General features: G+C 39.0%; 19 protein-coding genes and 1 pseudogene. 6 read left to right on the forward strand and 14 right to left on the reverse strand.

Going from position 1 to position 26603, the window contains the following annotated elements; genetic code table 11:
• The first annotated feature begins 135 nt into the window (after positions 1-135).
• A complete protein-coding gene (locus tag M1F25_RS13450; RefSeq protein WP_112307566.1) occupies positions 136-1824 on the forward strand; it encodes a hypothetical protein in 1689 nt (562 codons plus the stop codon).
• A 29-nt stretch (positions 1825-1853) separates the two neighbouring features.
• On the opposite strand, the gene M1F25_RS13455 is transcribed toward M1F25_RS13450, so the two are convergent.
• The 12 genes and pseudogenes from M1F25_RS13455 to M1F25_RS13510 all read right to left on the reverse strand — a co-directional run bounded on the left by M1F25_RS13455 (position 1854) and on the right by M1F25_RS13510 (position 13637).
• Positions 1854-2426: a UbiX family flavin prenyltransferase gene (locus M1F25_RS13455; protein WP_036957976.1), complete on the reverse strand. Its 573-nt coding sequence runs from the start codon at positions 2424-2426 to the stop codon at positions 1854-1856.
• Between the two features lie 174 nt (positions 2427-2600).
• Entirely contained in the window at positions 2601-3425 is an 825-nt protein-coding gene (locus tag M1F25_RS13460; RefSeq protein WP_181488118.1) for a YwqG family protein, read from the reverse strand.
• A gap of 292 nt (positions 3426-3717) precedes the next feature.
• Positions 3718-5235: an amidophosphoribosyltransferase gene (purF, locus tag M1F25_RS13465; protein WP_004257307.1), complete on the reverse strand. Its 1518-nt coding sequence runs from the start codon at positions 5233-5235 to the stop codon at positions 3718-3720.
• A gap of 14 nt (positions 5236-5249) precedes the next feature.
• Positions 5250-5753, reverse strand: coding sequence for a colicin V production protein (gene cvpA, locus M1F25_RS13470; protein WP_004257304.1), 504 nt, complete (start codon positions 5751-5753; stop codon positions 5250-5252).
• Between the two features lie 179 nt (positions 5754-5932).
• Positions 5933-6574: a cell division protein DedD gene (dedD, locus tag M1F25_RS13475; protein WP_036957975.1), complete on the reverse strand. Its 642-nt coding sequence runs from the start codon at positions 6572-6574 to the stop codon at positions 5933-5935.
• Between the two features lie 5 nt (positions 6575-6579).
• Positions 6580-7869 (reverse strand): bifunctional tetrahydrofolate synthase/dihydrofolate synthase, encoded by a 1290-nt coding sequence (gene folC / locus M1F25_RS13480; RefSeq protein WP_181488120.1) that lies wholly within the window; start codon positions 7867-7869, stop codon positions 6580-6582.
• Entirely contained in the window at positions 7859-8830 is a 972-nt protein-coding gene (gene accD / locus M1F25_RS13485; RefSeq protein WP_004257287.1) for an acetyl-CoA carboxylase, carboxyltransferase subunit beta, read from the reverse strand. The genes folC and accD overlap by 11 nt, the downstream gene beginning before the upstream one ends.
• Before the next feature lie 117 nt (positions 8831-8947).
• Positions 8948-9635, reverse strand: a pseudogene (locus M1F25_RS13490) (DedA family protein).
• A gap of 65 nt (positions 9636-9700) precedes the next feature.
• Positions 9701-10516 (reverse strand): tRNA pseudouridine(38-40) synthase TruA, encoded by an 816-nt coding sequence (gene truA, locus M1F25_RS13495; RefSeq protein ID WP_181488122.1) that lies wholly within the window; start codon positions 10514-10516, stop codon positions 9701-9703.
• On the reverse strand, positions 10516-11526 hold the full coding sequence (locus M1F25_RS13500) for an aspartate-semialdehyde dehydrogenase (protein WP_096864927.1): 1011 nt from the start codon (positions 11524-11526) through the stop codon (positions 10516-10518). Before M1F25_RS13500 ends, truA begins: the two co-directional genes overlap by 1 nt.
• 75 nt (positions 11527-11601) lie before the next feature.
• Positions 11602-12738, reverse strand: coding sequence for a 4-phosphoerythronate dehydrogenase PdxB (gene pdxB / locus M1F25_RS13505; RefSeq protein ID WP_181488124.1), 1137 nt, complete (start codon positions 12736-12738; stop codon positions 11602-11604).
• Between the two features lie 86 nt (positions 12739-12824).
• Complete coding sequence (locus M1F25_RS13510) at positions 12825-13637, reverse strand: helix-turn-helix transcriptional regulator (protein ID WP_181488126.1); 813 nt, start codon at positions 13635-13637, stop codon at positions 12825-12827.
• 101 nt (positions 13638-13738) lie between these two features.
• Between M1F25_RS13510 and M1F25_RS13515 the strand changes: the two genes are divergently transcribed.
• The 4 genes from M1F25_RS13515 (at position 13739) to M1F25_RS13530 (ending at position 23149) form a co-directional block, all read left to right on the forward strand.
• A complete protein-coding gene (locus M1F25_RS13515; protein WP_110591925.1) occupies positions 13739-14659 on the forward strand; it encodes a DMT family transporter in 921 nt (306 codons plus the stop codon).
• 356 nt (positions 14660-15015) lie between these two features.
• Complete coding sequence (locus M1F25_RS13520; RefSeq protein ID WP_232368682.1) at positions 15016-19680, forward strand: tetratricopeptide repeat protein; 4665 nt, start codon at positions 15016-15018, stop codon at positions 19678-19680.
• 250 nt (positions 19681-19930) lie between these two features.
• Positions 19931-21979, forward strand: coding sequence for a hypothetical protein (locus tag M1F25_RS13525; RefSeq protein WP_181488130.1), 2049 nt, complete (start codon positions 19931-19933; stop codon positions 21977-21979).
• Positions 21980-22516: 537 nt separating this feature from the next.
• A complete protein-coding gene (locus M1F25_RS13530; RefSeq protein WP_004257253.1) occupies positions 22517-23149 on the forward strand; it encodes a hypothetical protein in 633 nt (210 codons plus the stop codon).
• Between the two features lie 66 nt (positions 23150-23215).
• Here the strand turns inward: M1F25_RS13530 and M1F25_RS13535 are convergent, their stop codons facing one another.
• On the reverse strand, positions 23216-24643 hold the full coding sequence (locus M1F25_RS13535; protein ID WP_004257250.1) for a sensor histidine kinase: 1428 nt from the start codon (positions 24641-24643) through the stop codon (positions 23216-23218).
• Positions 24640-25308, reverse strand: a complete 669-nt coding sequence (gene tctD, locus M1F25_RS13540) for a transcriptional regulator TctD (protein ID WP_004257247.1) — start codon at positions 25306-25308, stop codon at positions 24640-24642. The genes M1F25_RS13535 and tctD overlap by 4 nt, the downstream gene beginning before the upstream one ends.
• A gap of 309 nt (positions 25309-25617) precedes the next feature.
• Between tctD and M1F25_RS13545 the strand changes: the two genes are divergently transcribed.
• Positions 25618-26592, forward strand: coding sequence for a Bug family tripartite tricarboxylate transporter substrate binding protein (locus M1F25_RS13545; RefSeq protein ID WP_004257243.1), 975 nt, complete (start codon positions 25618-25620; stop codon positions 26590-26592).
• Positions 26593-26603: the final 11 nt, after the last annotated feature.

The following is a 26603-nucleotide window of genomic DNA, read 5'->3' on the forward strand; positions in this document are numbered from 1 at the left end:
AGGCTAATTACAAGACCGCACACTCAATTTTTCGATATGCAATTTTAAAACTACATATCAATAATTGATATTTGAAAGAAATAAAATCATGAAAAACATACTGTGATTAAACTAAATTAGTTATCGGAGTATAACGTGCCTAAGCAAATAACCTACAACAAATTTATTCCATTTTCTCAAAAATGTTTGGTTAATGAAGCTAAACGCCATTCATTTCAAGAGCAATTATTCGGAGTCTCAAATACCAACCAAGCCTATGCCGGTTATTGTTTGGGACTATCAATGAAATTTTTGCATAGCCACAATAATAATAGCATAAAAACATTTATGGATAACTGTGTTAATTTCTCTCATAATACATCTTCTTTCTCTAACAATACAATTTTACTACATTTCCCTGAGCACAGCGGATACCGTACGAATATTAATCAATATTTATCAACAATAAAAGAGGAAATGGCCAAAGTACAGACTAAAAAATTGCTAAAACAGGCAATGAAAATACAAGATTTTCACTGTAAATCTAATTTTATACTTAATTTAAATTCTAATTATTTAAAAACTTCACAATCTAGTGGAAAAAATAAATATTCAGTAGAGGAGTTCAAGCAATTAGTCTACGAAGCACTAGAGAAAACCTATTCAGATACAATTTCTTCCAATGAATACTACATAAATTACAAACCTACAGTGGAATATGCCACTATAAAAACAAATATGGATAAATTCTTTTCAAATTTAGCTAATAATAAAACTCTTGATGATAACTTCAATAATCACATGGATTGCCTAATAAGAAAAATTGACTTACCCAAAGAGTTATTTTTAGAAAAAGATATCAATCTATTTATAAATTCTGTCATTGATTATACTTTCTCATGCCAAACATTAGGATGGCAAAAAGTGAACAAGAAAAATCATGTTGATGCAGGAGAGAATATTCATTATTCTAATGATAGAAAGATTCAAGTAGAACTTAGTCATTTTCTATCTCTCATAAAAAACAATGATGAAAAAATACAGTCATATATTTTCTACAGTACTAATCATGCATGTGCAGTTGGTATAAAGAACAATCAAAATGGCAAAGAAATTTATACTTTATTTGACCCAAACAAAGGGCTATATGAGTTTGGCTCATTTAAACAATTTAAAGAAAATTTAACATTATTTGTAAATACTCACGCAGAACCCTATAAATTTAAAAAGAATAGCAGTAATTCCGATTTTTTAATCAAATATACAAAAGTGAATGGACTCCCAAATGAGTCATCTATCATTAGCGAAAAAGAAAGAAAATTAAAATTATTAGTTCAAAACGAAGTTTTAGCATTAGATGAATTTAATGTCGTAAGAATAAACCATGATATTTTTAGATCTGATCGAATATTTCATTCACACTTTAATAAAAAAAACGGTCTAATAACATTAGAAAACACGTATTATACTGATAAGCAAGGTACCATGCATAACTACTATATTTACTCTAATCAATTAGATTCTGAACAGCTACACAAACATATTAAAAACAAATACCATGAAATCGTAAACTTGAACAGCTCTATATTTATAGGTCAAGCAGGCAATATTTATCAATTGCGAGATAACCATTCTATGAACGATTTTACTCAACAATCGAATATCGCCGAAATGTTTGGCTCACCGACTATATCAGCATCATTGATTCAAGATGATATCGCGACCGTTCAGCATGAAAAACTAACAACCGCCTTACCACTTAGTGTTAAAATTCAATCAATTTTAACATTTTTCAGTTCAAAGCTACCCTCAGTAAAAAATAGATTTAAAATACATAAAAGTTAGTAACCTAACAATATGATTATCTTTAAATATTATTTCGCCCCCTGCCAACGATGAAATAGGTCTTGTTCCAGTTCGATATCAAACTGATCAAGGATACGATTAACTGTTTGGTCAATAATATCTTGAATAGTTTCAGGCTGGTGATAAAACGCAGGCATGGGAGGCATAATCACGGCTCCCATCTCCGCCGCTTGCACCATCAAACGTAAATGGCCGACGTGCAATGGCGTTTCGCGTACACCTAACACCAATTTTTTACCTTCTTTAAGCACTACGTCCGCCGCCCTAGTGACCAACGTATCAGTATAACTGTGAACAATACCTGATAACGTTTTCATGGTGCAGGGCATGATCACCATTCCAGCGGTACGGAACGAACCGGAAGAAATCGCTGCAGCAATATCACGACTGTCATAGTTATGATCGGCTAACTGTTGAACGTCTTTCACCGTGTAAGTTGTTTCAAGTGCTAATGTTTGACGGGCGGCCGCACTCATCACCAAATGGGTTTCTACACCTTTGAGCGGTTTCAACACTTCAAGCAAGCGGACACCATAAATAGCCCCACTCGCCCCTGTTAACCCAATGATAAGTTTCTTCATTTCCCTACCTAACCACCCTAGCAAACGATAATTGAGCATTATATACGAAATACGCCACGGTTGCAGATGCAAAGAAAGCATTAAAATTAATTAAATAGGCGACTAATAACTCACTCATTATTTTAGCCTGTAGCCAACAACGCTACAGGTTAAAAGGCAAAAAGGATTTCTGGGTCAGCCGCAATCCCAATTATACACCACACGACTAAAATCACGTTTTTTCAGGTCATCTGGGTGAATAAAGAAATTACCGACTCCCATATCTCCCCACATGATCCCTATTTCATAATCGGTATTTATTTGTAGAAGCAATTCATATTGTTGAATATCTTCTTCGTATTCTCTTGGGTCGGTTTGAGTGAAAAACGGATAGCCGCCGATGCAGTGTGCCCCTGATTCAAACGTATCACTGTAGGGCTCAACCCATTCATCGTAAAAATCTTCCCCTTCAAATTGCTCTTCATAATCATAGAGGTTGTCGACCCCTAATATTTTCTGGCCAAATTGGAAATCATCGATGCTGATGTACTGCTCCGCAGGCGTATATTCAATACTGTATTGATGGTCTATGGGGGTATAGTAGTCATCAGAATGGGCAGCAATCACCGCAGAAAAATCTTGGGTTAATTGCTGAGTATCTTCAATAACCTCTTCCCAATAAATAATACGGAAATCTTCTTGTTTTTGTCGCTGCTCAAAATCAGCCCCATATAAATCATCACCACCAATAAAAAACTGTAAAATCCCCTTTTCAGGGTAATTTTCTAATTTAGGCACTTGTGCAAAATTAATTTGAGCAAGCAACTTGAGTGGCATCCCTTCGCTATTCGTCGGGTATTTTTCATTTAGTGGCAAATACGGCATTCCCCCAACACGACTATCCCATAAAACATAGTCTTCAATAGGGGTTAACGTCATTTCAACAAGCGGTTTTTTAGTGGCTTTGATTTTATCTGCGAAAGGTTTAATCACATCAGGGAGGGAGTTGAAATCAGCCATATATCGCTCCAAATAGGCAGTTAATGTCCCTCTAGCTTACTCGATTTTTACGTATTTTAAATCAGATATAACTGTAACTTAGGCCTTCATTTGACGTCATAGTTTTCTTGATATTTTAGGCTACAGATTAAAGATGGGAAAAATCAGAATCACTGTGGATTTTCTATATAGTTAGGGTTACAGCTAGGCGGCTAGCAAAGAGACCCTAGGAGCGTAGAAAACTACGTGACTAGGGCGAATTTGTGAAGCCAACAACGCTGTAGCCCAAACTATGACGAAAATTGACGAAAATTTAGCCTTCGTTATAAATCTCTAGGTCTTCAACCTCACTCTGATCCTTCAACTTTAACTCATCGTCTTTTCGTAAGTTTTCTAGGTAGTCTAAATAACTTTGGTCGATATCTTTGGTCACATAAATGCCATCAAACACGGAACACTCAAATTCTGTAATTTCAGGGTTTTCTTCACGCACCGCGTCGACTAAATCCGTTAAATCTTGGAAAATTAGCCCATCTGCGCCGATAAGCTTGCGAATTTCATCCACTTCGCGCCCGTGTGCAATCAATTCATTTGCATTTGGCATATCAATGCCATATACGTTTGGGAAACGCACTTCGGGTGCCGCTGAGGCAAAGTAAACATTTTTTGCTCCGGCTTCACGCGCAAGCTCAACAATTTGCTCCGATGTTGTTCCGCGTACAATGGAGTCGTCAATAAGTAAGACGTTTTTATCACGAAACTCCGCACGGTTCGCATTAAGCTTACGGCGCACCGATTTACGACGTTCTTGCTGACCCGGCATGATAAATGTACGGCCTACATAGCGGTTTTTCACGAAACCTTGGCGGTACGGTTTATCAAGAATATGCGCGATTTCTAAGGCGATATCACACGATGTTTCTGGAATAGGAATTACCACATCGATGTTTAAGTCTTCCCATTCGCGAGCAATTTTAGCGCCCAGTTTTTGCCCCATACGTAACCTTGCGTTATACACAGACACTTTATCAATAAAAGAGTCTTGGCGAGCAAAATAGACATACTCAAAAATACATGGGGTTAATTGTGGGTTATCAGAACATTGGCGTGTAAATAATTGGCCTTTTTCTGTCACATATACCGCTTCGCCAGGCGCCACATCGCGTAAAAACTCGAAACCTAAAGTATCAAGCGCAACACTTTCAGAAGCGACCATATATTCATGTTCACCACTTTCAGTAATGCGGCGCCCTAATACTAACGGACGAATACCGTGAGGATCACGGAAGGCTAACATGCCATGGCCAATAATTAATGCCACACAAGCATACGCACCGCGTAATTTTTTGTGCATCGCGGACACAGCACTGAAAACATTGTCTGGCTCGAGAGGGAAATGATCAAACCTATCCAGCTCATGGGCTAATACGTTCAGTAATATTTCAGAATCAGAAGTGGTGTTAACATGGCGGCGCGCTGTTTCAAATAAACTCCGAGTGAGTTCATGAGCGTTTGTCAGATTACCATTATGCGCAAGTGTAATACCAAAAGGTGAGTTTACGTAGAAAGGTTGCGCCTCGGAAGCACTTGAGCTACCTGCCGTTGGGTAACGGACGTGCCCTAACCCCATGCAGCCCTGTAATCTCAGCATATGACGTGTTTCAAACACATCTTTAACAAGGCCATTTGCTTTGCGTAAACGAATGTTGTTTTTGCCATCAATAGTGGCAATACCTGCTGCATCTTGCCCACGATGCTGAAGCACCGTGAGAGCATCATAAATTGATTGGTTTACCGGTGTAACACCGGCGATACCGACAATACCGCACATTTAGTCTTTCCTCATCAGCCAGACGGAGAAATGTTCTCCGGTAGGAAACTTGACGCATTTTGCAGGTAGTCAAAAAACCACCTGATTATATGACTGAACTGCGGAATAAGTTCCGAACGCTGCCAGTCCTCACTTTGAGGTAATGGTGTAAAGGTATCGAGAAAAAACAGCAATGCCGAAACAATCAATACACCACGCAACGCACCGAAGCAGATCCCCAGAACACGATCTGTGCCTGACAACCCCGTTTTTTGTACTAATGAGCTAATCACATAGTTTACGACTGCGCCAACAATCAAAGTGGCAATAAACAGTGCGGCGATAGCAATGCCATTTCTAACCAGCACATCCTCAAAGCGAGTAAAATAGTCAGCTAAATAAGGATAAAACGTACTTGCAACAAAAAAAGCACAGCCCCATGTAACCAGTGAGAGCGCCTCTCGTACAAACCCACGGATCAAGCTAACTAATGCCGAGAAGCCAATAATGGCGATAATTGTGTAATCTATCCAGACCATATTCCATTCCAAAATTCGCACTCGCGACATCAGCGAAGTGCATTCTAACAGAAAACGAAAACGTTTGCGTAACCATTTTTCTATCAAATTAAAAAAAATAGCGGCGAAAAGAAAAAATCATAATCGCCGCAGTAAGTTACTAAATCCCCTTACCTTTTAGGGATTATTTAAATTCTATTTTAAGGTTTATAGCTTTGAATTATCCCTTTTGTTCCCGTAATCCTATTCAGTTCTGGTAAAGCCGCTTCTAGCCTTTGCCTTGAGGCCTCAGGCCCTACGTAAATCCGCGTGAGTTTATTATTCACTGGTTTTGCAGGAACAGTATAAACTTGGTAACCAGACAACCTGAGCTGTGCGACTATCTCCTCAACTTTACTCGCATTGTTCAATGCGATGACTTGCACCACAAATGCTTTGCCTTGTGGCTGAGATTTCGGCTCGGGCTTAGGTTCAGGTTTCGGTTGTGGCTTCGGCTCAACTTTAGGCTCAGGCTTCGGTTCTGGCTTTGTGGGTTCAACTACGCTTGGTGCGGGAGTTGTCGTCGATGGCCGTGTTTCAACCTGTTCGTTTTGCTGCTGCGTAATCGCTTCTGATAACATGGCTTCAGAAGCCCCTTCTGAAGAAGCTGTTGTTGTCGTACTTACAATAGGCGCTATTGCCTCAATGTCTTCTTCATCACCTGGTTTAGGGATAATAGGAATGGCCGCAAATTCATTTTCATTGTATTTCTTATCGCCATCAAGCAGAGCAGGAAGCACAATGACCCCCACTGCAACAAGCACAATGGCGCCAGCAAGTCGATTCTGAAATTTACTAGCCACCGGCACTATCCTTCTTGATTATCCAATAACATCATAACGTGAGCGACGGTATGAAATGACCCGCACACCACAATCACATCTTGCTCATTAGCATCGACGCAAGCTTGCTGCCACGCTTTTTCTACGCTTTCAAACTGGTTAGCTGTGGGTAAATATTGACTAAGTTGGGCCACATCTGCTCCCCTAAACTCAGTTAATGGCGCAAGGTACCAGTCGGTGACTTGTTGTGATAAGCACTCAAGCGTCCCTTTGATATCTTTATCGCCTAGCATCCCTACCACCGCGAGAATGCGACGGTTTTTAGTTTCCGGTAAGGCCGCTAATTTACTGACTAAGTACCCTGCGGCATGGGGGTTATGCGCTACATCCAATATCATTAACGGTTTTTCACCAATAATTTGGAAGCGCCCCGGTAATTGAGCAGATTTCAAACCTTGATGAATAGCGGACTCAGTCACTTTTTGGGCAATATCAGCATCAATTTCCAATAGGCAACTCACCACACCCAGCGCTGTTGCTGCGTTCGCTAAAGGTACATTGGGTAACGGTAAATCATGCCATTCACGCTGTGAACTTTTCCATGACCAGCTATTTGCTTGCTCACTGTATTGCCAATCCGTACCACGGCGAAATAGCTGTGTACCTAGCTGCTCAGCCACTTGGGCAATTGAAGCTGGCATGTCCGGTTCACCGACCACTCCATAGTGATTTTTGCGGAAAATACCGGCTTTTTCATAACCAATATGTTCACGGTCTGCACCTAACCAATCTGTATGGTCTAAGGCAATACTGGTGATCGCCGCAATATCCGCATCAACGACATTGGTCGCATCTAACCGACCGCCTAAACCGACTTCTAAAATCACAATATCGAGTTTAGCTTGCTTAAATAATTGTAACGCCGCCAAGGTGCCGTATTCAAAATAGGTGAGAGAAATATCTGCACGTTGTGCTTCAATTGTGGCAAATGCTTCACAGAAATCAGACTCAGTGAGCTCTTGGCCTTGAATACGAACGCGTTCGGTATAACGAATAAGGTGCGGTGAACTGTAAACCCCAACTTTTAACCCAGATGCCATAAAAATAGACTCTAGCGTATGGCAAGTTGTCCCTTTTCCGTTGGTCCCAGTGACAGTGATAACTTTAGATGCAGGTTGCGTTAGGTTCATTTTCCTAGCAACTTGACCGACTCGCTCCAACCCCATATCAATATTTTGACTATGTAAGTCGGTGAGATAAGAAAGCCAAGCCTCCAATGGAGACTTGGCATTAGGAATGATTAGATTACTCATCATCTTTTTTATGCTTTTCAGAATCCTTTTTTGGCTCTTGGGCATCAAGTTCATCAACGGCGTTAATGTCGATTTCAACCGTTTCCGCTACGATGATAGGCGTGTCATTAAAGCTTGGTTTATTGGTTAACATCGCTAACACTTCAGCTAAGCGATCACGCATCTCAGGGCGGCGAACTATCATATCAATCGCGCCTTTCTCAAGTAAGAATTCACTGCGTTGGAAACCTTGCGGTAACTTTTCGCGAACAGTTTGTTCGATAACACGTGGCCCTGCGAAACCAATTAATGCTTTCGGCTCTGCCACATTAATATCCCCTAACATCGCTAAACTTGCAGACACCCCACCCATGGTTGGGTCGGTCAATACAGAGATGTAAGGTAAACCACGTTCTTGCAATTTTGCCAAAGCTGCACTGGTTTTTGCCATCTGCATCAATGATAACAGTGCTTCTTGCATACGCGCACCGCCACTTGAAGAGAAACAAACCAACGGGCAGTTATCTTCCAGAGCTTGCTCCACTGCACGCACGAAACGCGCGCCAACAACAGAGGCCATTGAACCGCCCATAAAAGCGAACTCAAACGCCGCAGCCACCACAGGCATACCTTTCAACGTGCCTTTCATCACGATGATCGCGTCTTTTTCACCTGTTTCTTTTTGCGCAGCAGCAATACGGTCTTTATATTTTTTTGAATCTTTGAACTTAAGAATATCTTTTGGCTCAAGTTCACTGCCTAATTCCGTTGTTGAGTTTTCATCAAGGAAGGTTTCTAAGCGCTGACGTGCGTGAATTCGCATATGGTGGTCACATTTTGGACACACGGATAAATTACGCTCTAATTCAGCACCATATAATACTTGCCCGCAGCTATCGCATTTGGTCCAAACCCCTTCAGGGATATTGGCTTTGTGTGATTGGGTCAAGTTACCTTTCTTTAAAATTTTTTCAATCCAGCTCATTAATGGACCTTTTTGTCTGATTCACTCTGGTTATCACCAGTATGTAATTTTTTGCCATTAAACCACAATGATATCTCACTGTAGATAAAAACTTGTTAAACCACCTTACTAAACCGCTTAGTGGTTATCGATTTTTTGCGCTGCCGCACGCTTTTCTTTCGCAGCTATTCGACGATGACGAATAATTTCAACAACACCCGGAAGAATTGAAACAAAGATAATCGCGACTATCAGTAATTTCAAATTCTTTTGTACGAACGGTAATTCACCAAAGAAATAACCCGCATAAGTGAATAATAATACCCAAATAAACGCGCCCGTCACATTATAAAAAGCAAAGTGACGATAAGACATTTTCCCCATTCCTGCAACGAATGGTGCAAAAGTTCTGACTATCGGCACAAAGCGTGCCAGTATAATCGCTTTACCGCCATGTTTTTCATAAAAAGCATGAGTTTTATCTAAATAAACACGACGAAAAATCTTCGAGTCTGGATTTCTGAATAATTTCTCACCAAAAATACGCCCAATTGCGTAGTTTACAGCATCACCAATAATCGCTGCCGTAATCATTAAAGCGACCATTAAATGGACATTCAGGTCATTACTGTCTAATGACGAAATCGCACCCGCAACGAATAATAACGAATCTCCAGGTAAAAATTGGTGTGACCACTAACCCTGTTTCACAAAATAGGATCAGAAATAGGATACCATAGACCCATGTACCATAATCTCTGACCAGTTCAGCAAGATGGACATCGATGTGTAAAATAAAGTCGATAATAAAAGTGATAAATTCCATAAAATCCTCATTGATAATAGCATCCATGCTATTTACAAAAATTATGAGATAAATAAAAATTCGCTTTACATCAGTTCATCTGCCAGAAAAAGCGGCCCCATCACATTCTGAGGTAACTCAAATTTCTCTGGGTAATCGACACTCACTAAATACAACCCTTCCGCTTTTGCGGTTGCAGCTGCCTTGGTACGGTCTTTTAACTCAAGAAGATGCGCCATCCAATCAATGTTTTGATTGCCACAACCAATCTCCAACAGACTTCCGACAATATTTCTCACCATATGGTGAACAAACGCATTGGCTTTGATATCTACCACCACATAATGACCGTGGCGACTGACATTCACATGCATCACATTACGCCATGGCGACTTCGACTGACACTGGACTGCTCTGAATGAGGTAAAATCACGCTCACCCAATAGCGCCTGTGCCGCTTCATGCATTCTTTTTTCATCGAGTGGATAATGAAAGTGCGTTACGCCACTCGATAAAATTGCTGGCCGATAACGGTGATTAAAAATCACGTAGCGATATCGACGCGCTGTTGCACTAAAGCGTGCATGAAACTCCTCGGCCACCGGTTTACACCAGCGGACAGCAATATCAGAGGGCAAATGCGTATTCGCCCCCATAGTCCAAGCCGCTTCTTTGCGGATGGCAGAGGTTTCGAAATGCACCACTTGCCCTGTAGCATGAACGCCTGCATCTGTGCGCCCTGCGCAAAACACGCTAATTGGCTCCGCTGCAATTTTTGACAAGGCTTCTTCTAAACAACCTTGAACACTTTTCACTTCTTGCTGACGCTGCCAACCAAAATAACGACTGCCGTTGTATTCAATACCTAATGCGATTCGATACAACTGTGTAGGCTCAGACATTAGTAAAACAGCTCCTGAGCCAGTTTTTCTGCTGTTTCTACCGCCATCAGTGCCCCACCGAAACGCACGTTATCAGCCACTGACCAAAATTGTAAAATTTCAGGTATGCCATAGTCATTACGTACACAACCAATGCTTAATTGGTCATTACCTGACGCTTCAGTCACCTGTGTAGGATAATCACCCTCTTCTGAGACCTGAATATCTTCAAAACGTTCAAGTTCTTCGTTCGCTTCTTCTGCACTCATTGGGCGCAAAGTTTCTAAATGAACGACTTGCGCATTCCCATAAAAAACAGGAGATTGAATAAAACTCACCGCCACTGGCAAGCCATCATCTTGCAGCACCTTACGCACTTGCTCAACCAAACGACGTTCATGAACGACACTGCCTTCCATATCCGCCAGTAATGGCAACATATTGAACGCTAATTGCTTACTAAAACGGCCTTCTTCTGCAGGAATACCATTCAATAAACGCGCACTTTGCCCTGCCAGCTCGTCTACGGCGGCTTTACCATAACTAGAAACCGACAACATATTTGTTAAAGTAATACGCCCCACCCCTGCCGCATCCACCAGCGGTTTAATTGCCGTTAATAATTGACTCACAGAGCTGTCCGCCAATGAAATAATATTACGGTTGCGGTAATCGGCTAAGACTTGCGGATTCACATTCGGGACAACCAGTGGCACATCCGGTTCTTGAGCAAATACGCCACTCGTATCGATGACAATGCACCCTTCTTGTGCCGCTAATTCGGCATATTGTAGGCTGACACCTTCATTGGCTGCAAAAAAGGCAATTTGTGCCTGTGACCAATCAAAGTCGGTCACATTTTCAACTTGAATACTTTTACCATTAAAGCGTACGCTCTCCCCTGCACTACGCTCACTGGCAAGTAAATATAATTCGCCGACTGGGAATTCTCTTTCTTGTAACAGTGAAATAATAGCTTCACCTACAGCACCGGTTGCGCCTAATACTGCAATATTCCAACCTTCAGTCATGGCTATTCCTCTAAAAAATAAAAAATTAAATAACACCAATTGGTGTTATTTAATCAGGTGTTCATTTTAACTAATCTATTTTGTGCAAACTAAACTTGCTGTAAAACCAAGCTCATTGAGTTTTGATGCCGTTTGTTCATCATCACAAATAATTTCAAGGGATGACCATTCACGACGCTCTTGATAATTTTTGCGCAGCTTATCAAATTCACCTTTTACCCCTGCAACGGCTCTTAACACTGCATCATCTCGGCGCACATCATACACGAGATGTACTAACCTTTTGAGCTGGTTTTGCGTTAATTTACCATTGAAAGTCAATTGATTGATATCTGGCTTAGGCAGTAATGATGAAAGAGAAACTTGTGACGATTTGCCGAGAAACTGGCAGTAAGCTTCATAAACTTGTGTCGTTCCTCGGGCTTTACCTTCTAGCGTATAGCCTGCAATATGCGGCGTGCCAATATCCACTAATGCTAAAAGTGCCGTATCTAAATCAGGCTCTGGCTCCCACACATCTAAGATAACGCTCAGTTTTTTTCCGCGGTTAAGCACGGATAATAGGGCTTTATTATCAACTACCTCACCCCGACTTGCGTTAATTAAAATGGTACCATCGCGCAATTTTTCTAAATGCGTTTCATCCATTAAATGGAAAGTTTTATATTCCCCTGACATATTCAGCGGAGTATGAAAGGTAATGACATCAGCGTGCTCAAGGATATCATCAAAAGAAACGAATGACTCGTCATCCCCCTTGGCTGCACGTGGCGGATCGCAGAGTAATGTTTTGACTCCCCAAGCCGATAACCTTGCAGCTAAACGCCCTCCGACATTACCGACACCTATGATCCCTACTGTTTTATCACGCAAATCAAAGTTATCACGTTCCGCTAGTAATAATAGTGAAGAAATAACATATTCAATAACCGCTATCGCATTACAACCCGGCGCTGATGAAAAACCAATATTTGCCGCCGATAACCACTCGGTATCAATATGGTCAAAACCGGCTGTCGCGGTTCCAACGAATTTAACTGGCGTATTACCAAGCAGTGATTCATTAACCTTAGTGATAGAACGCACCATTAATGCATCTGCATCAATTAATTCTTGTTCTGGTATAGGACGTCCCGGTACTGCTTTCACTTCACCAAGCTCGCTAAATAAAGTTTGAGCATATGGCATATTCTCATCGACTAAAATTTTCACGCTGTTGTCCCAATCAATAACTTTTTTGTATTGTGTCGTTATATAGATAAGTGGAACAATATTTTGCCACGGTTTAAGCCAGATGCCTATGAGAGGTTGCCTTCTACGTCAAATTCTTTCGCTCGAAAACGGTCTGGTGTGACACCTGATATCTGCTGGAACATCGCAATAAAGGCGGATGCCGAGCTATACCCAACATCCAATGCGACTTCATGGACACTTTTCCCCTTTTCTAACCCGGCAACGGCATGTAAGTATCGCAAGCGTTGACGCCATTCACTAAACGACATACCTAATTCTTGCTGGCAGCGTCTTGATAACGTGCGTTCCGATGTATAATAGTGTTTTGCCCATTGTGCTAACGTCGTGTTATCGGCTGGGTCGCTTTGTAACTCTAATAAGATTGGGGCAAGAAATTTGTCTTTTGAAATAGGCAAATAAGTATCTTGGCAAGGGGACAATGGAAATTGGTCAATCAGCACATGAGCCAAACGTAAGTCTTGCTCTGTTTCAGGCTGAACAATACCGCGTTGGTACATATCCGTCATAATTGACTGAAATATAGGGCTAAGCTTAATCACACAAGGCCGCTGGGCAAGCACTTGGTTATATTCATGAGAAAAATCGATGATCCGAAATTTGACACTTTCTTTATTAAAGCTAGCATGGGGAATGTTCGCTGGGATCCAAATGCAAAACTCTGGCGGCGCTAGATAATGTTGACCAGCCACCTCCATTTCCATAATGCCACAGACCACATACAGCATTTGCCCAAAAGGGTGTGAATGGGATTTATACTCAGTGAGGGCCGCGGTTTGCTCGTGCCGAAAAGCCACCAATTCAGGCTCTACGATATTACATTCACTGATTTGCCAAATGTCTGATTTTAAGTTTTCCATGGTTCCTGTCTGAAAAGCGTTATCGGTTGTCTGGTTATCAGTATATATAAAAAATCGGACAGATGTATACTAGCGCCCATTCAATATGGGAGAATGTTTTAATGAAGAATCTTCTTTTTCCGCTGATTGCGGTTTTATTATGGTCAATTAATGCCATTGTTAACAAAGCGGCATCCACTGCCATTGACCCTGCGGCAATCTCATTTTACCGTTGGGCGTTGGCATTTCTAGTCATGACCCCTTTCGTATTACGTTCGGTGCTCCGAAACTTTAAAACGGTTATGAAACATTGGTGGCAACTCGCCATTTTAGGCGCGTTAGGGATGATGCTATACCAAAGTTTAGCTTATTATGCGGCTCACAGTGTAAGTGCGACCTTTATGGGAATCATGAATTCAATGATCCCATTACTAACAGTAATTATTAGTATCTTTGTGCTGCGCGTTATTCCTACTGTGGGGATTGTATTAGGCTCAATTCTTTCATTATGTGGATTAGTCTGGTTAGTGAGCCAAGGAAGCCCAAGTGCGTTATTTTCTCAAGGCTTAGGCCAAGGGGAAGCCATGATGTTGGTTGCGTCCGCTGCATACGCCCTGTACGGTGTACTGACTAAGCGTTGGTCAATCCAATTATCTAGCTGGGACTCGCTGTACGTTCAGGTTTTCTTTGGCGTTATCATGCTACTCCCTAATTTCTTGCTAGCTGAAGATGTCTCTCTGAACAGCCAAAATATCGGTTTAGTGGTATTTGCGGGGATTGCCGCCTCCATTGTTGCTCCGGCATTGTGGATCCAAGGTGTTATGCGCCTTGGTGCGAATACAACCTCTATTTTTATGAACCTAGCTCCCGTTTTCACTGCCATTATCGCTATTTTCGCCTTGGGTGAAGAACTTAAAAGCTACCATTTAATCGGTGGTGGTGTGGTATTACTCGGGGTAATGTTAGCGCAACAATTACGTACACCACTGACAGAATTATTCCGCCGTGAAAAAAAGGTGGTTCAAGAAGATTCTTGCCAGTAGAATAGAATTACAAAAGCAATAAATGCAATGTCGTCACTCATATGCCCCACTTTGTGGGGCTATGTTTGAAATCCTCGCCATTCCTTTGTTTATTTCCCCTTCATATTCCTTACCATTAATACTTTGTGACATTTTAAATCCCTCTCAAATCACCTTTAATTCGCCCACCATTGATATGATTTATCGAATTACCGTTTTTCAGATAGAGGATAATCCGATTGAATCTTCTGGAATTCCAATTAGACTTAAGCAAAATCAAATACCCCTTTAGGAGTATTAACTCCACTCAATAAGCCGTGATAATGCGATAAACCTAAATGGATCGTGGCAAGTAACCACCATAATAAGGAATGACAATGACTAAGCCGTTCAAAGTTGGGTTGTTCATATTGATAATAATTGCTGTAGCCATTGGCATTTATTTCGTCAATACCACCAACTCATCCTCTCCCTCACAATTAGGCTACGACTTATATCAACAAGGTGAATCTCAAGCTGCATTTGAACAATTCCAAAAAAACGCAGATAAAGACTCACAATCCGCTTTTGCCTTAGCCATGATGTATAAAGAGGGTATTGGCACAAAAACTGATGATGTGGCAGCCCAAAACTGGCTAATTAAAGCGGCGGAAGCTAACAATAAAAATGCGTTATATAACCTTGGCTTTTTCCGTTATAAACACCTAATAGAAGACACTTCTACTGATGAAAACGGTTTAACTTCTTTAACTAAAGCGGCTGACCTCGGTGTTAAAGAAGCACAAGAAATGGTTGGGGGTATTTATTTAGCTGATAAATACGAACAAGTTCCACAAAATATCGAACTTTCTCGCCAATATTTTACGTTGGCTTCTGAACAAGGTTCAAAACTGGCAAAATTTGCTTTGGGCTATATCGCTCATGACTTTGAAAATGACAGTAAGAAAGCCGTTGAAATATTAACACCGCTTGTCAGCAACGACTTTCCCTTACCCGCGATGTTACTCGCGTCGATATATGAAGAAGGTGGTAACGGCGTACCACCAAATCCGCTGTTAGCCAAAAAATATGAACGCCTCTCTTTTTCCTCTGCATTAGAATACATTTCTGACGCGAGTGAATTAGAGCCAGGGGCTTTATCATTGTATGGTTCACAAACAGAAGAAGAAAAACAAAAAGTCATCACTAATTTAGAAGAACGTGCGAGCCGTGGTGATGAGAACGCCATCTATGCTTTGTACCAAAAATATATGACCGGCGATGGCGTGCGGAGAAATAAAAACCGTGCGATGGTTTACCTGCGACCGCTTGTGGAAGCTAAACACCCTAAGGCATTATATTTAAATTACAAAGCTGACACCGACCGCATTCAGGATTTAACTGATGCCGCTGATGGCCAATACCCTCCCGCGATGTATCAAGCCTATAACGTGTATTCTGGCCGTACATTTAGCGATGTTAAGCGAAATGACGCTTTAGCTGAAAAATATCTCACCGCTGCCGCAGATCTTGGCGACTTAAACGCACTTGTTACCATCAACGAGAGAGCAATCTCCAGTTACGATTTTCCAAACAAAAAACTGAGTGGTATTGTCGCCAAATACACTCCTATTTTAATGGAAAAATACCCGAACTCCGCAGATGCTTTAGTGGTAGCAAGTGAAGTTTATAGTGCTAAAGGTAGCCCATTATTTTCGCCAGAAAAAGCCTTCGCTGCTTTAGAAAAAGCAAATCGCATAGACCCCACTTATGATGCTCAGATGCAATTAGCGCGTTATTATATTAATGCTTTTGGTACTAAGCAGGATGTGCAGAAAGCCGCTAAATTACTCATAGACAACCTTAATGAAAACGGTTACCCATCAACGGCCGATCGCTTATTAGTTCAAGTATATTATCGCTATGATATTAAAGCACTTATCGATGAGAAAACGATTGTCGATATCCTCAAAAACGATGTCATTAAACGCGAAAATTACGCCTTAGCTTATTTGTATGCTGACTATTTACTAAAAGAAGATGCAGAGAAAAATAGTGATCAGGCCTTTGATTTATATGAAAAATCAATCAAACAAAATTATAATAGCCAGGTTTATTATGCTGCTGCATTATTAAAATACCGGCCAACAGAAACCAATAAAATAGCTAACCTGATAGTCAATGTGCTCCATTCACCTCAAGCACAAGCCGAATTACTTCCAAGTCAGTTACAAATCGCTAAAGATATTTTATTAAAAACAGGTTTAAATCGCGCTGACACAAAAGCGTTATTAGTCAAAATGGCTTTATATGAAAACCATACTGAGGCTCAGAAATTAATTGAACCACTGATTAATAAAGATGCTGATATCACCTATTTATATGGGATAAACAAGCTCACTCAATTAACTAATGTTGATACCTTAAGTGATGCTGAAATAAAACCATTGTACGATTATATTTTAAAAGCTGCAGAATTGGGTAGTGCATCTGCTTATTTATATATTGCGCAAAACCTTGATGGCGTTACTTATCACAATGATAAGGCGTATTACAAATCTCGCTTCCAGCAAATTACTGGGCTTACCGCAAAAGATTTAGTTCCTCAATATAAAAAATGTGCGGCACTCAAAAATAACCGCTGCTTATATGAATTAGGGGAAATATATCAAGAAGGTAACTACGGCGAAGATGCCAATTATGATACCGCCCTTTTCTATTACAATCAGATTTCTGACCCTGATTTTAGCTTTTTAAAATCACGTAAAAGAGAAATTGAAAAAGCCAAAGCTTCATTTGCCAATATTCAACTAAAAGCGAAACAGAATGACCCTGATGCGTTACGTATGCTCGCCAATGCTTACAAATATGGTAATTATGGGCAAAAAGTCGACCAGAAAAAGTGGCTTGAATATTTAGAGAAAAGTGCAAAATTCAATCAAGAAAGTGCACTTGAAGAACTCATTGATTATTACCAACAGGATCAATATCTCAATGCAAATAAAGCAAAAATCCTAGGTTATTACGACCAATTAGCAGCGATTGGCAGTAAAGACTATACCCGTAAACTGGCACATCAGTATTTAAATGGCAGCCAGCTTGTTGAGCCTAATCGACAAAAAGCACGTGAGTATTACCTTAAAGCAGGAAGCTGGGGCAATGAATTCATCAAATATATGGATGATTATGACATTGGCATGAAAATGCTCAATGAAAGTCCTTCAGCAAAATACAAAGTGGGTCGAGCTTATTTCTATGGCCAAGGTGTCAAAGAAGATCGCCTGAAAGCGGTTGAATACCTGAAACAAGCGAGTGATGAAGGCAATGACCAAGCAATCGCTCTCTATAGTGAGATGCGATATATGGGCGTGCTAAATGAAGAAAAAAACGCTTGGTTAATGGCACCTGATTGGGATGAAGCCATCATTTATTTACGCAAACATTCTAATCCAAAACGGGTTGATGATTATATTGAAGTCTATGAAACTCTCGTTGTTCCTGCCAAAAAAGGCGATACCTCTGCTTATATTAAACTCGGGGATTGGTATAGTTCGCGCGGTAGAGATCTCGCGGCGCAAGATTGGTATAAGAAAAGTATCAAGGCTGGCAATTTAGCCGCTTATCAACCGCTTGATTCGGTTACTAAGGATAACCAAGAAAAACGCCAGAATTACGTTGAAGGTGCAGCAAAAGGTGATTTGTTCTCTAAAGTTCAACTAGCCAGAACGTATTTATATGATAACAAAATTCTCTCTGGCTCTCCTGAATATGATTTAGCCATTCAATATCTACAAGAGGGTATGAAATCAGCTGATGATAAGGTTTCTAATAATGCCTTCGATGCATTGGTGGATTTGTATCGAGATGGAATTAAAGATAAAAAAAGAGAGCTTAATCGCCCTAAAGACGAACAAAAATATTTAGCGCTGCTGCTAAGTGAAGAAAACACTCGTACCAAAGCTTTAATTAATCTGTATTACTATTACGTAAATAGTGATAACGCTAAAGCCTTAACTTATTTACAACAAGCTTACGATAAAGGTGATTTAGCCGCAACGGAGAAACTCTATCAAATCTACTATCCTGGCCAATATTGTGGAAACAGCGATAATGTGGATATGGATAAAGCAAGCCGGTATTTGAAGGAATGGATTGAAAAAAGCAATTTCCAGAAAAATACCGACAAACACTATATTCATTATCCAGAAAGTCTTTCCAAAGAGATGGGAACCCTCTATTTAAAAGGCGATTGTGATATTGATAAAAATATTAACAAAGCCATCGAATGGTATCAAATTTCGTTAAATTACCACCCAACTCACGCACTTGATGCAATTTATCAGGCTTATGTAGAAAAAGGCGATGCCAAGCAAGCCTATTACTATGCATTACTACTTGATAAAAAACCAAGTTCTATTGAGCTAATGGATACACTTTCAGCCCAAGATAAACAAGCGATTGAAAAACAAGTTGCTGATGAAAAAGCCTATGAGAAATATGGTCGTTTCGCCGAGCAAATTGAAAAGCAGCGCGTCGAAGCTGAGGCAGGCGACAAAATGTCAGCCTTCTCATTAGGTATCGCTTATGCACGTGGTGAACGAGTGCCTGAAGATACCCAAAAGATGATCTATTATTATGAATTAGCAGGGAAAAATGGCTATCCTCGCGCTTATAATATTTTAGGTAATCTTTATCGTAAAGATAATGAGCGCGGCATAGAAAAAGACTTCCCGAAAGCACTTTATTATTTTGATTTAGGCGCACAACAAAATGACAGTAACACCGCTCATTTAGCCGGGGATATGCTCTATTTTGGCCAAGGTGTGCCAAAAGATTATGTCCGCGCAGCAAAATATTACGATATGACAGACCTCGAACAAGGTACTCACCATACGATGGCAAAATACAAACTTGCTTATATGTATTACAACGGCTGGGTCGGTACCAAAAGTAAAGAAGATATCCAAAAAGCCCATGATTATCTTGAGCTTGGCGCAAAATACCAAGACAAGGACTCAATTAAAGCACTAAAAGAGTGGGATTTTAGTCTAATTAACCAATAATTGACTTATAAAGGCGCTAACTTCCTTTAGCGCCTTAACCTATCTACAATTATCATTTTTATATCTAAATAAAACAATATCATTCCCTCCACTTATGAGATTACTAAAAATTTCATTGCTAATAATTTAAATTATACTAATCGCATTTTTATATAAAATAAAAATTAGTCTACTTCTTATTGTTAGATTATATTTTATTGGCATCTGTATATATGCAAATTTCAATAACCATTAACACGGAGTGTTTACTATGAGTTCTACATTTAATAAAAATCAGATATCGCTGGCAAATATAGATAGTAAAAATATATTTAAGGAAATAGACTATTCAACAATCTTATCAATTAGTAAAAAACCAACGAAAAATACCATTTACTTAGAAAAGTTATATCAAAGTGTTAGCGATAATCTAGATAAAAATAGCCCAGCCATTTTTTATTTACTTGTTAAAATTGACAAATTAAAGCATAAATTTAAGATAAACGAATCTGATGAATTGTCTGATTTAAAAGATATAGAATCTATGCTTAACGAACAAGACAGAAATCAAGAAAATAACTTCAGAATATTACAGGAATTACATGCTACACATACAAATAAGCAAGGATATTATACGATCCATGAAAATTCAGAATCTATTCTTTTCAATAAATCCAATTTAATTAGTAGATATAATGCTGATTTATTCAGTTTGCTGTATGATTTACGATATAGTCAGAAAGGCCATTTTGCTTCACCTGATGTAATTTCATATCAAAAAAATCCTATTATTCTAAACACTATAGGTGTCGATCTTAATCAAATTAATGAAGGCCTTAAGAATAGTTATGATTTATCCCAAAAATATCTATATGAAACGGTCGAGAATATGGATATTAGATCTAATCATATGCAAAGAACATTAGAGTTAGATGTAAATATAACCGATTTATACATAACTGCTAAGAAAAATCAAAATAACATAGAACATCTACTAAGAGAACTTAACAGCAATAGCTTAATGAATTTCAACAGCAATAATACAGTCGATGAGTTAATGAAAAATACGACAGAGTTAAATACTAAATATACAAAAATTAAAGATTTGCATAATGTTTTTGACCAAATCAAAAGTTCTGAATACTTAGATGACATTCATGATATATTTAAACAATATAACGACACTCAAATTAATTATCAGGAGAGTGACTACCAAAACAATAAAGAGTTTAAATTACTAACTGAGTTAAACCAGTCAATTAGTAACTTAAAAAAAATAAAATTTAATGCTAAAATAAAATTGTATAGTCATATAGAACCAATTAATGAAATATTTACACTTAACCCTAAAAGAGAAACAAAACACTCAAAAAATATTAACGAAAAGTTAGAGAAACTATTCAACCAAATTGAGTCACGTATCAACATAGAAATAAAAAAAGAAACAGGTTTATATTACGACCAGTCTACATATTTAATTAATAGATCCCAGCTAGAAAAAGACATATTGAGTGTAAAAGAAAATTTAGCAAATTATATTATTGAAAATAGTACGTTAGCTCAAGAGAAAAAAACTCATGATAGCATTGAAGAATTAACAACTCAGTTTCATGATGAACTCCTTAGAGCAAAAACACTCCAAAAGTTTGTTAATTTAGAATTAAACAACCACCTTCACCAATTTAATCCTCCAAGTAAAATAGTCTCTTATACTAATAACTTTGGTGATAAAAAAAATAACATATATATGCTAGTATTAGAGAAAAAACTATTAAAAAATGAATTAAATAATTTAATTTCTAACATTCATATAAAGATCCCTTTAAAATCAACTTCGTCTGCTATTGGTGAAGGTGCTTATTATCAAACAGTTAAAGACAAAATGTATAAATTATTAGACTTAACTGAACAGTTAGGGAGTTTAACTAAAATGTACAGTTCAAAAGAACACTCAGAAATACTAGAATATATCAATGATATGCATTCTTTAGAAAAACAAATTATTCAGACAGAAAAAGAGATTTCTCAATATATTTATACTCATTCAGAAAATAAAGACAAAAAATCAATTTCCTCAGAAATAACACCATTAATTATTGAAATCATGAATAAAAAATCAAAAATAATGTCAATTGAAACTCGCATTAACGAAGGAGCTGATAAAGTCAATTTCACTGATGGTAATGGAAATAATAAAGACTTTGAATCCTTATTATCATCTATCATGGCTGAATTTCCACAAGACACAATAATTAGCGATGTATACGACCAACCATTGCATAACAAATCAATGCCTGTATTTATCCCATTACTGGATTAACACGTATTTTTATTTTCACTAGATTTGTATTTTACTATTATTGAAACCACCTACTGAATTAGGTGGTTTCTGTTATCATGGCGGTTGGCTGGCTTTAAATACGATTCTAACCAATAATCCATTAAGTAATTTACTTTTTAATAATTGAGGTTCAGAACCATGATAGCTAGCAATATCTTTCACAAGCGCCAGTCCAAACCCTGCCCTTCCCTAACATATTATTTAAACGTATAAACGCTTCCATAGAACGGTCAATTTTAGGGGAAATTAACATTCCAAATTATAATTTTCCTTATACAGCCATGGCTCTATCTGAATATTATTGAAATAAAAAACCCATCAAATAAAACCGTTCCAATTTTAAATATATAGTTAGATTTTAAAAATCATCTTTGAATACCAAAAAATATTTCAAATGATATCAACAATACTTCCATATCAAATAAAAATTAGTCACCTCATTTTAAGTAGGTTATATTAATTAACTACGACCACAGTAATGAAATATTCAAAAATTATTAACATGGAGTGTTTACTATGATTTCAAATTTAACCCTAAATACGAACCAAGAGTTACAACAAAGTGAAAACAATATCAATATATCTGAGGTTTTACGTGAGAAAGAATATCTAACCGCAGTAAGAGATGACTTTATTTCTAACGTTCATAATTATATTCCATTAAAATCTGTCACATCTAATGTCAGCGAGGAAACCTATTGTCAAACGATTAAAGATGCATTGTTAGATATCACTAATCAACGCTTACAATTAAACAAAATACAAAAATTAAAATTAGAATATGTTGATACTACATATTTACAAGAAGAAAAGCTTGCTAGTACAAAAAATGACCTAGTGACATACATTCAAGACCACTCAGAAAATAAAGATTCAAATTTGATTTCCCAAGATATATCGGCTTTGCTTGATGAAATATACAACACAGATTTAAAAATAGAATCAATCGAGACATTTATTAATGAAGTAAAAAATGACACAGCGCTAGCTATAGCTAATATATTTCTTAATGAAGACAATAAATTAGATTCAGAATCATTATTATCATCCTCAATAGCAAGCCTCGAACAAAACACAATAACCTGTGATTTTAAACACGAACTTTCAAATAACACGCTACCACAGATATTAATATCAATGCGAAACTAAACGTATCTAGCTTTTACTGCGTTTAGACTTTGTCACCAGAGAAACGCCTTAGTAAGGGCGTTTTTCTTACCATGGTGCTTGGCTGGCTTTAAAAGCGATTCTAACCAATAGTCCATTAAGTAATTTACTTTTTAATAATTGAGGTTCAGAGCCATGATAACTAGCAATATCTTTCACAAGCGCCAGTCCAAGCCCTGCTCCTTCCTTACCTAACGCATTATTTAAACGAGTAAACGCTTCCATCGAACGGTTTACTTTCGCATCTGGGATCCCAGGCCCAGAGTCTTCAACCTCTAAGACCCAATGAAGATGGTCATCACTGCTGACCACACGAACAGTGACCACCCCATTTGCAGGTGTGTATTTAATCGCATTATCAATTAAATTTGCACACATCTCAGCTAATAAGATAGGCTCGCCTTTAATCCATGCCGTTTCCGCACCTTCATAACCTAAGTCAATATTTTGGCTTTCAGCTTGAGATAACCGAGTAAAACACGCTTGGTGAACAATATCCACTAAGTTTATAGCACGATACTGTGTAATGGCTTCTTTTTCATGGGCTTTCAACCGCGATAGCTGCAAAAGCCTATCAGTCAAAATGATCGTATTATCGAGGGTTTTATTGATGGCTTGTAAACTCTGCTGCCGTTGAGTTTCATCCGTACTATTAATCGCGACAGAAACCTGAGTTTTAAGAACGGTTAGGGGTGTTTTAAGCTGATGAGATGCATCGGCACTAAACCGCTCTTGTCGTCTAACCATCCGCTTTAAGCGGGAAATATAACGGTTTAATGCATCAATTAATGGCGATAAATCCGACCATGGCAGTAAGTCTGGCAAGGGTGTTAAATCATTAGCAGAACGGCCTAACATTAAGTGAGATAATCTTTTCAACGGTGCCAGCAGCTTACTAAGTAGAATATAGGCAAGCACCATGGTTAAAAGTACCACAGTACCTTGACTCATCAAGGCAGAAATTAGTAATTGATTAGCGAGATCTTGCCGCGAATAGACCGTTTCCGCAACACGAATTTCAACCATCCCAGTGATGCCACCTTCATTAATCGGTTGATAAAACGCAGCAATACGAATAGGTAAGCCCTTGTACTGCGCATCATAAAAATAAACTAGCGCAGTATAATGTTGTGAACGCATCCAATAAGGGGGAATTGGCGGTAAGTCGTCATAACCGGAGATAGTTTCACCGTCAGGGGAGATAACTTGATAAAAAATTCGGTCATTATTATTTAATTCGAAACTATCGAGCACCACATAAGGCACATTCACCGAGAGGTGCCCATCAACCACTTGCAAGCGTTCTGCAACTGTTCGAGCTGACGCTAATAACGTTCGATCATAGGCTAAATTTGCAGCATTTTTTGCACTGTAATAGTGGGTATAAACCGAAAATCCCCCCAACAAAATGAGGGGGATACCGAAAAAGAGCAGTAACTGATGAAAGAGAGAGCGTGGATGAGCGACTAATTTCATACACTACACTGCTCTAATCGGTATCCCAATCCGCGTAAGGTATTGATGTTAACATCCGAACCGGCAAGTTTTTTTCTTACACGGTGAACATATAACTCAATACTTTGTAAATTGGCTTCATCTGACAGCGAAAATACCTGTTCAAATAATTGCATTTTAGAAACAGGCCGACCTCGTCGATGAAATAGGGTGTTTAACACCGCATATTCCCTTGGTGTTAAGCCTAGCGGCTCTTCGCCTAATAAAAAATAACCGTCCTCATGGTAACTAAGTAAACCAAACTGTTGTGACTCATTAACTTGCCCTTGACTACGCCGCAATAAAGCACGAAGACGCGCTTCTAATTCCGCAATATCGAAAGGTTTAGTCAGGTAGTCATCAGCCCCTGCATTTAGCCCTTGTACACGGTCGGCTACGTCGGAATTCGCTGTTAGTAACAATACGGGGGTTTCTTGATGCCGTTTGCGCATTTGCGCCAATACCTCAAGCCCACTCATTCTCGGAAGTGATACATCTAACACGACTAATTCATAGCGTTCAGTTTGTAATAGCTGGTCTGCTATCGCACCATCACTAGCAAGGTCAACCGCAAACCCAGATGACGATAAGGCCTTCTGTAACCATAATGACAACTCGTCATGATCTTCAACCAATAAAATTCTCATTCCGCATACTCATTATAATTATTTATCAGTATACGTTGGCATTCCATTGAATGAATGGAAAGCAAATGTGCACATTTTTACTGTGTCCATCACAACTATTGCTAACAAACACTATTAACGTGATTAATTTAACATTAAGTTAACATAACAAAAAAGTAAAAATACAAAACAATCTGATATATATCACATAAAAATAATAATATTTGTTAATGAAAGGTAAATGAAAGCTTCATCGGGCGATGATGCCATACCAGCACAACAAGCAGTAATAATATATACCTCTAATTATTGTCTTAGTAAGGAAAAATAATGAAAAAATTCACCCAGACGGCCTTAGCAACAGCAATATTTTTAGTTGGCATCAATCAAGCAAACGCCCTACCAGAACGTACAGAATGTATTGCCCCCGCCAAACCTGGAGGCGGTTTTGATTTAACCTGTAAATTAGTACAAGTGTCTCTTCTTGAAACTAAAGAAATTGAAAAACCAATGCGAGTGACCTATATGCCAGGCGGTATTGGTGCCGTTGCTTATAACGCTATTGTCGCACAACGCCCTGCGGAACCCGGCACCATTGTTGCTTTCTCAGGAGGTTCCTTACTCAATCTCGCGCAAGGTAAATTTGGCCGCTATAACGAAAATGACGTGCGCTGGCTCGCCAGTGTGGGGAGTGACTACGGTATGATAGCCGTACGTGCAGACTCACCTTATAAAACACTTAAAGATTTAATGGATACCTTCAAAAAAGATCCTAACAGCATCGTATTTGGTGCGGGAGGGTCTATTGGCAGCCAAGATTGGATGAAAACGGCCTTATTAGCCAAAGCCATTGATATCGACCCACGAAAAATGCGTTATGTGGCCTTTGAAGGCGGCGGTGAAACCTTAACTGCATTACTGGGCAACCATATTCAAGTCCTTTCAGGGGATATCAGTGAAATGACGCCATATATCAATGAAGGTAAAATTCGTATCCTTGCTGTTTACTCAGACAAGCGCCTTGGTGATGGTTTATCAGATATTCCAACAGCAAAAGAACAAGGGTATGACATTGTATGGCCAATCATTCGTGGTTTCTATATGGGGCCGAAAGTCTCCGATGCTGACTATAACCAATGGGTCGAAGCCTTCCAAAAACTGCAACAAACCGACGAATTCAAAAAACAACGTGAACTGCGTGGTTTATTTGAATACAACTTAACCGGGCAAGAACTCGATAGCTATGTCAAAAAAGAAATCGAGCAATATCGAGAACAAGCCCGTGCCTTCGGTTTAGCTAAATAACGGAGTGAACG

The sequence above is a fragment of the Providencia sp. PROV109 genome (genome assembly GCF_033681625.1).
Classification (GTDB): Bacteria; Pseudomonadota; Gammaproteobacteria; order Enterobacterales; family Enterobacteriaceae; genus Providencia; species Providencia hangzhouensis.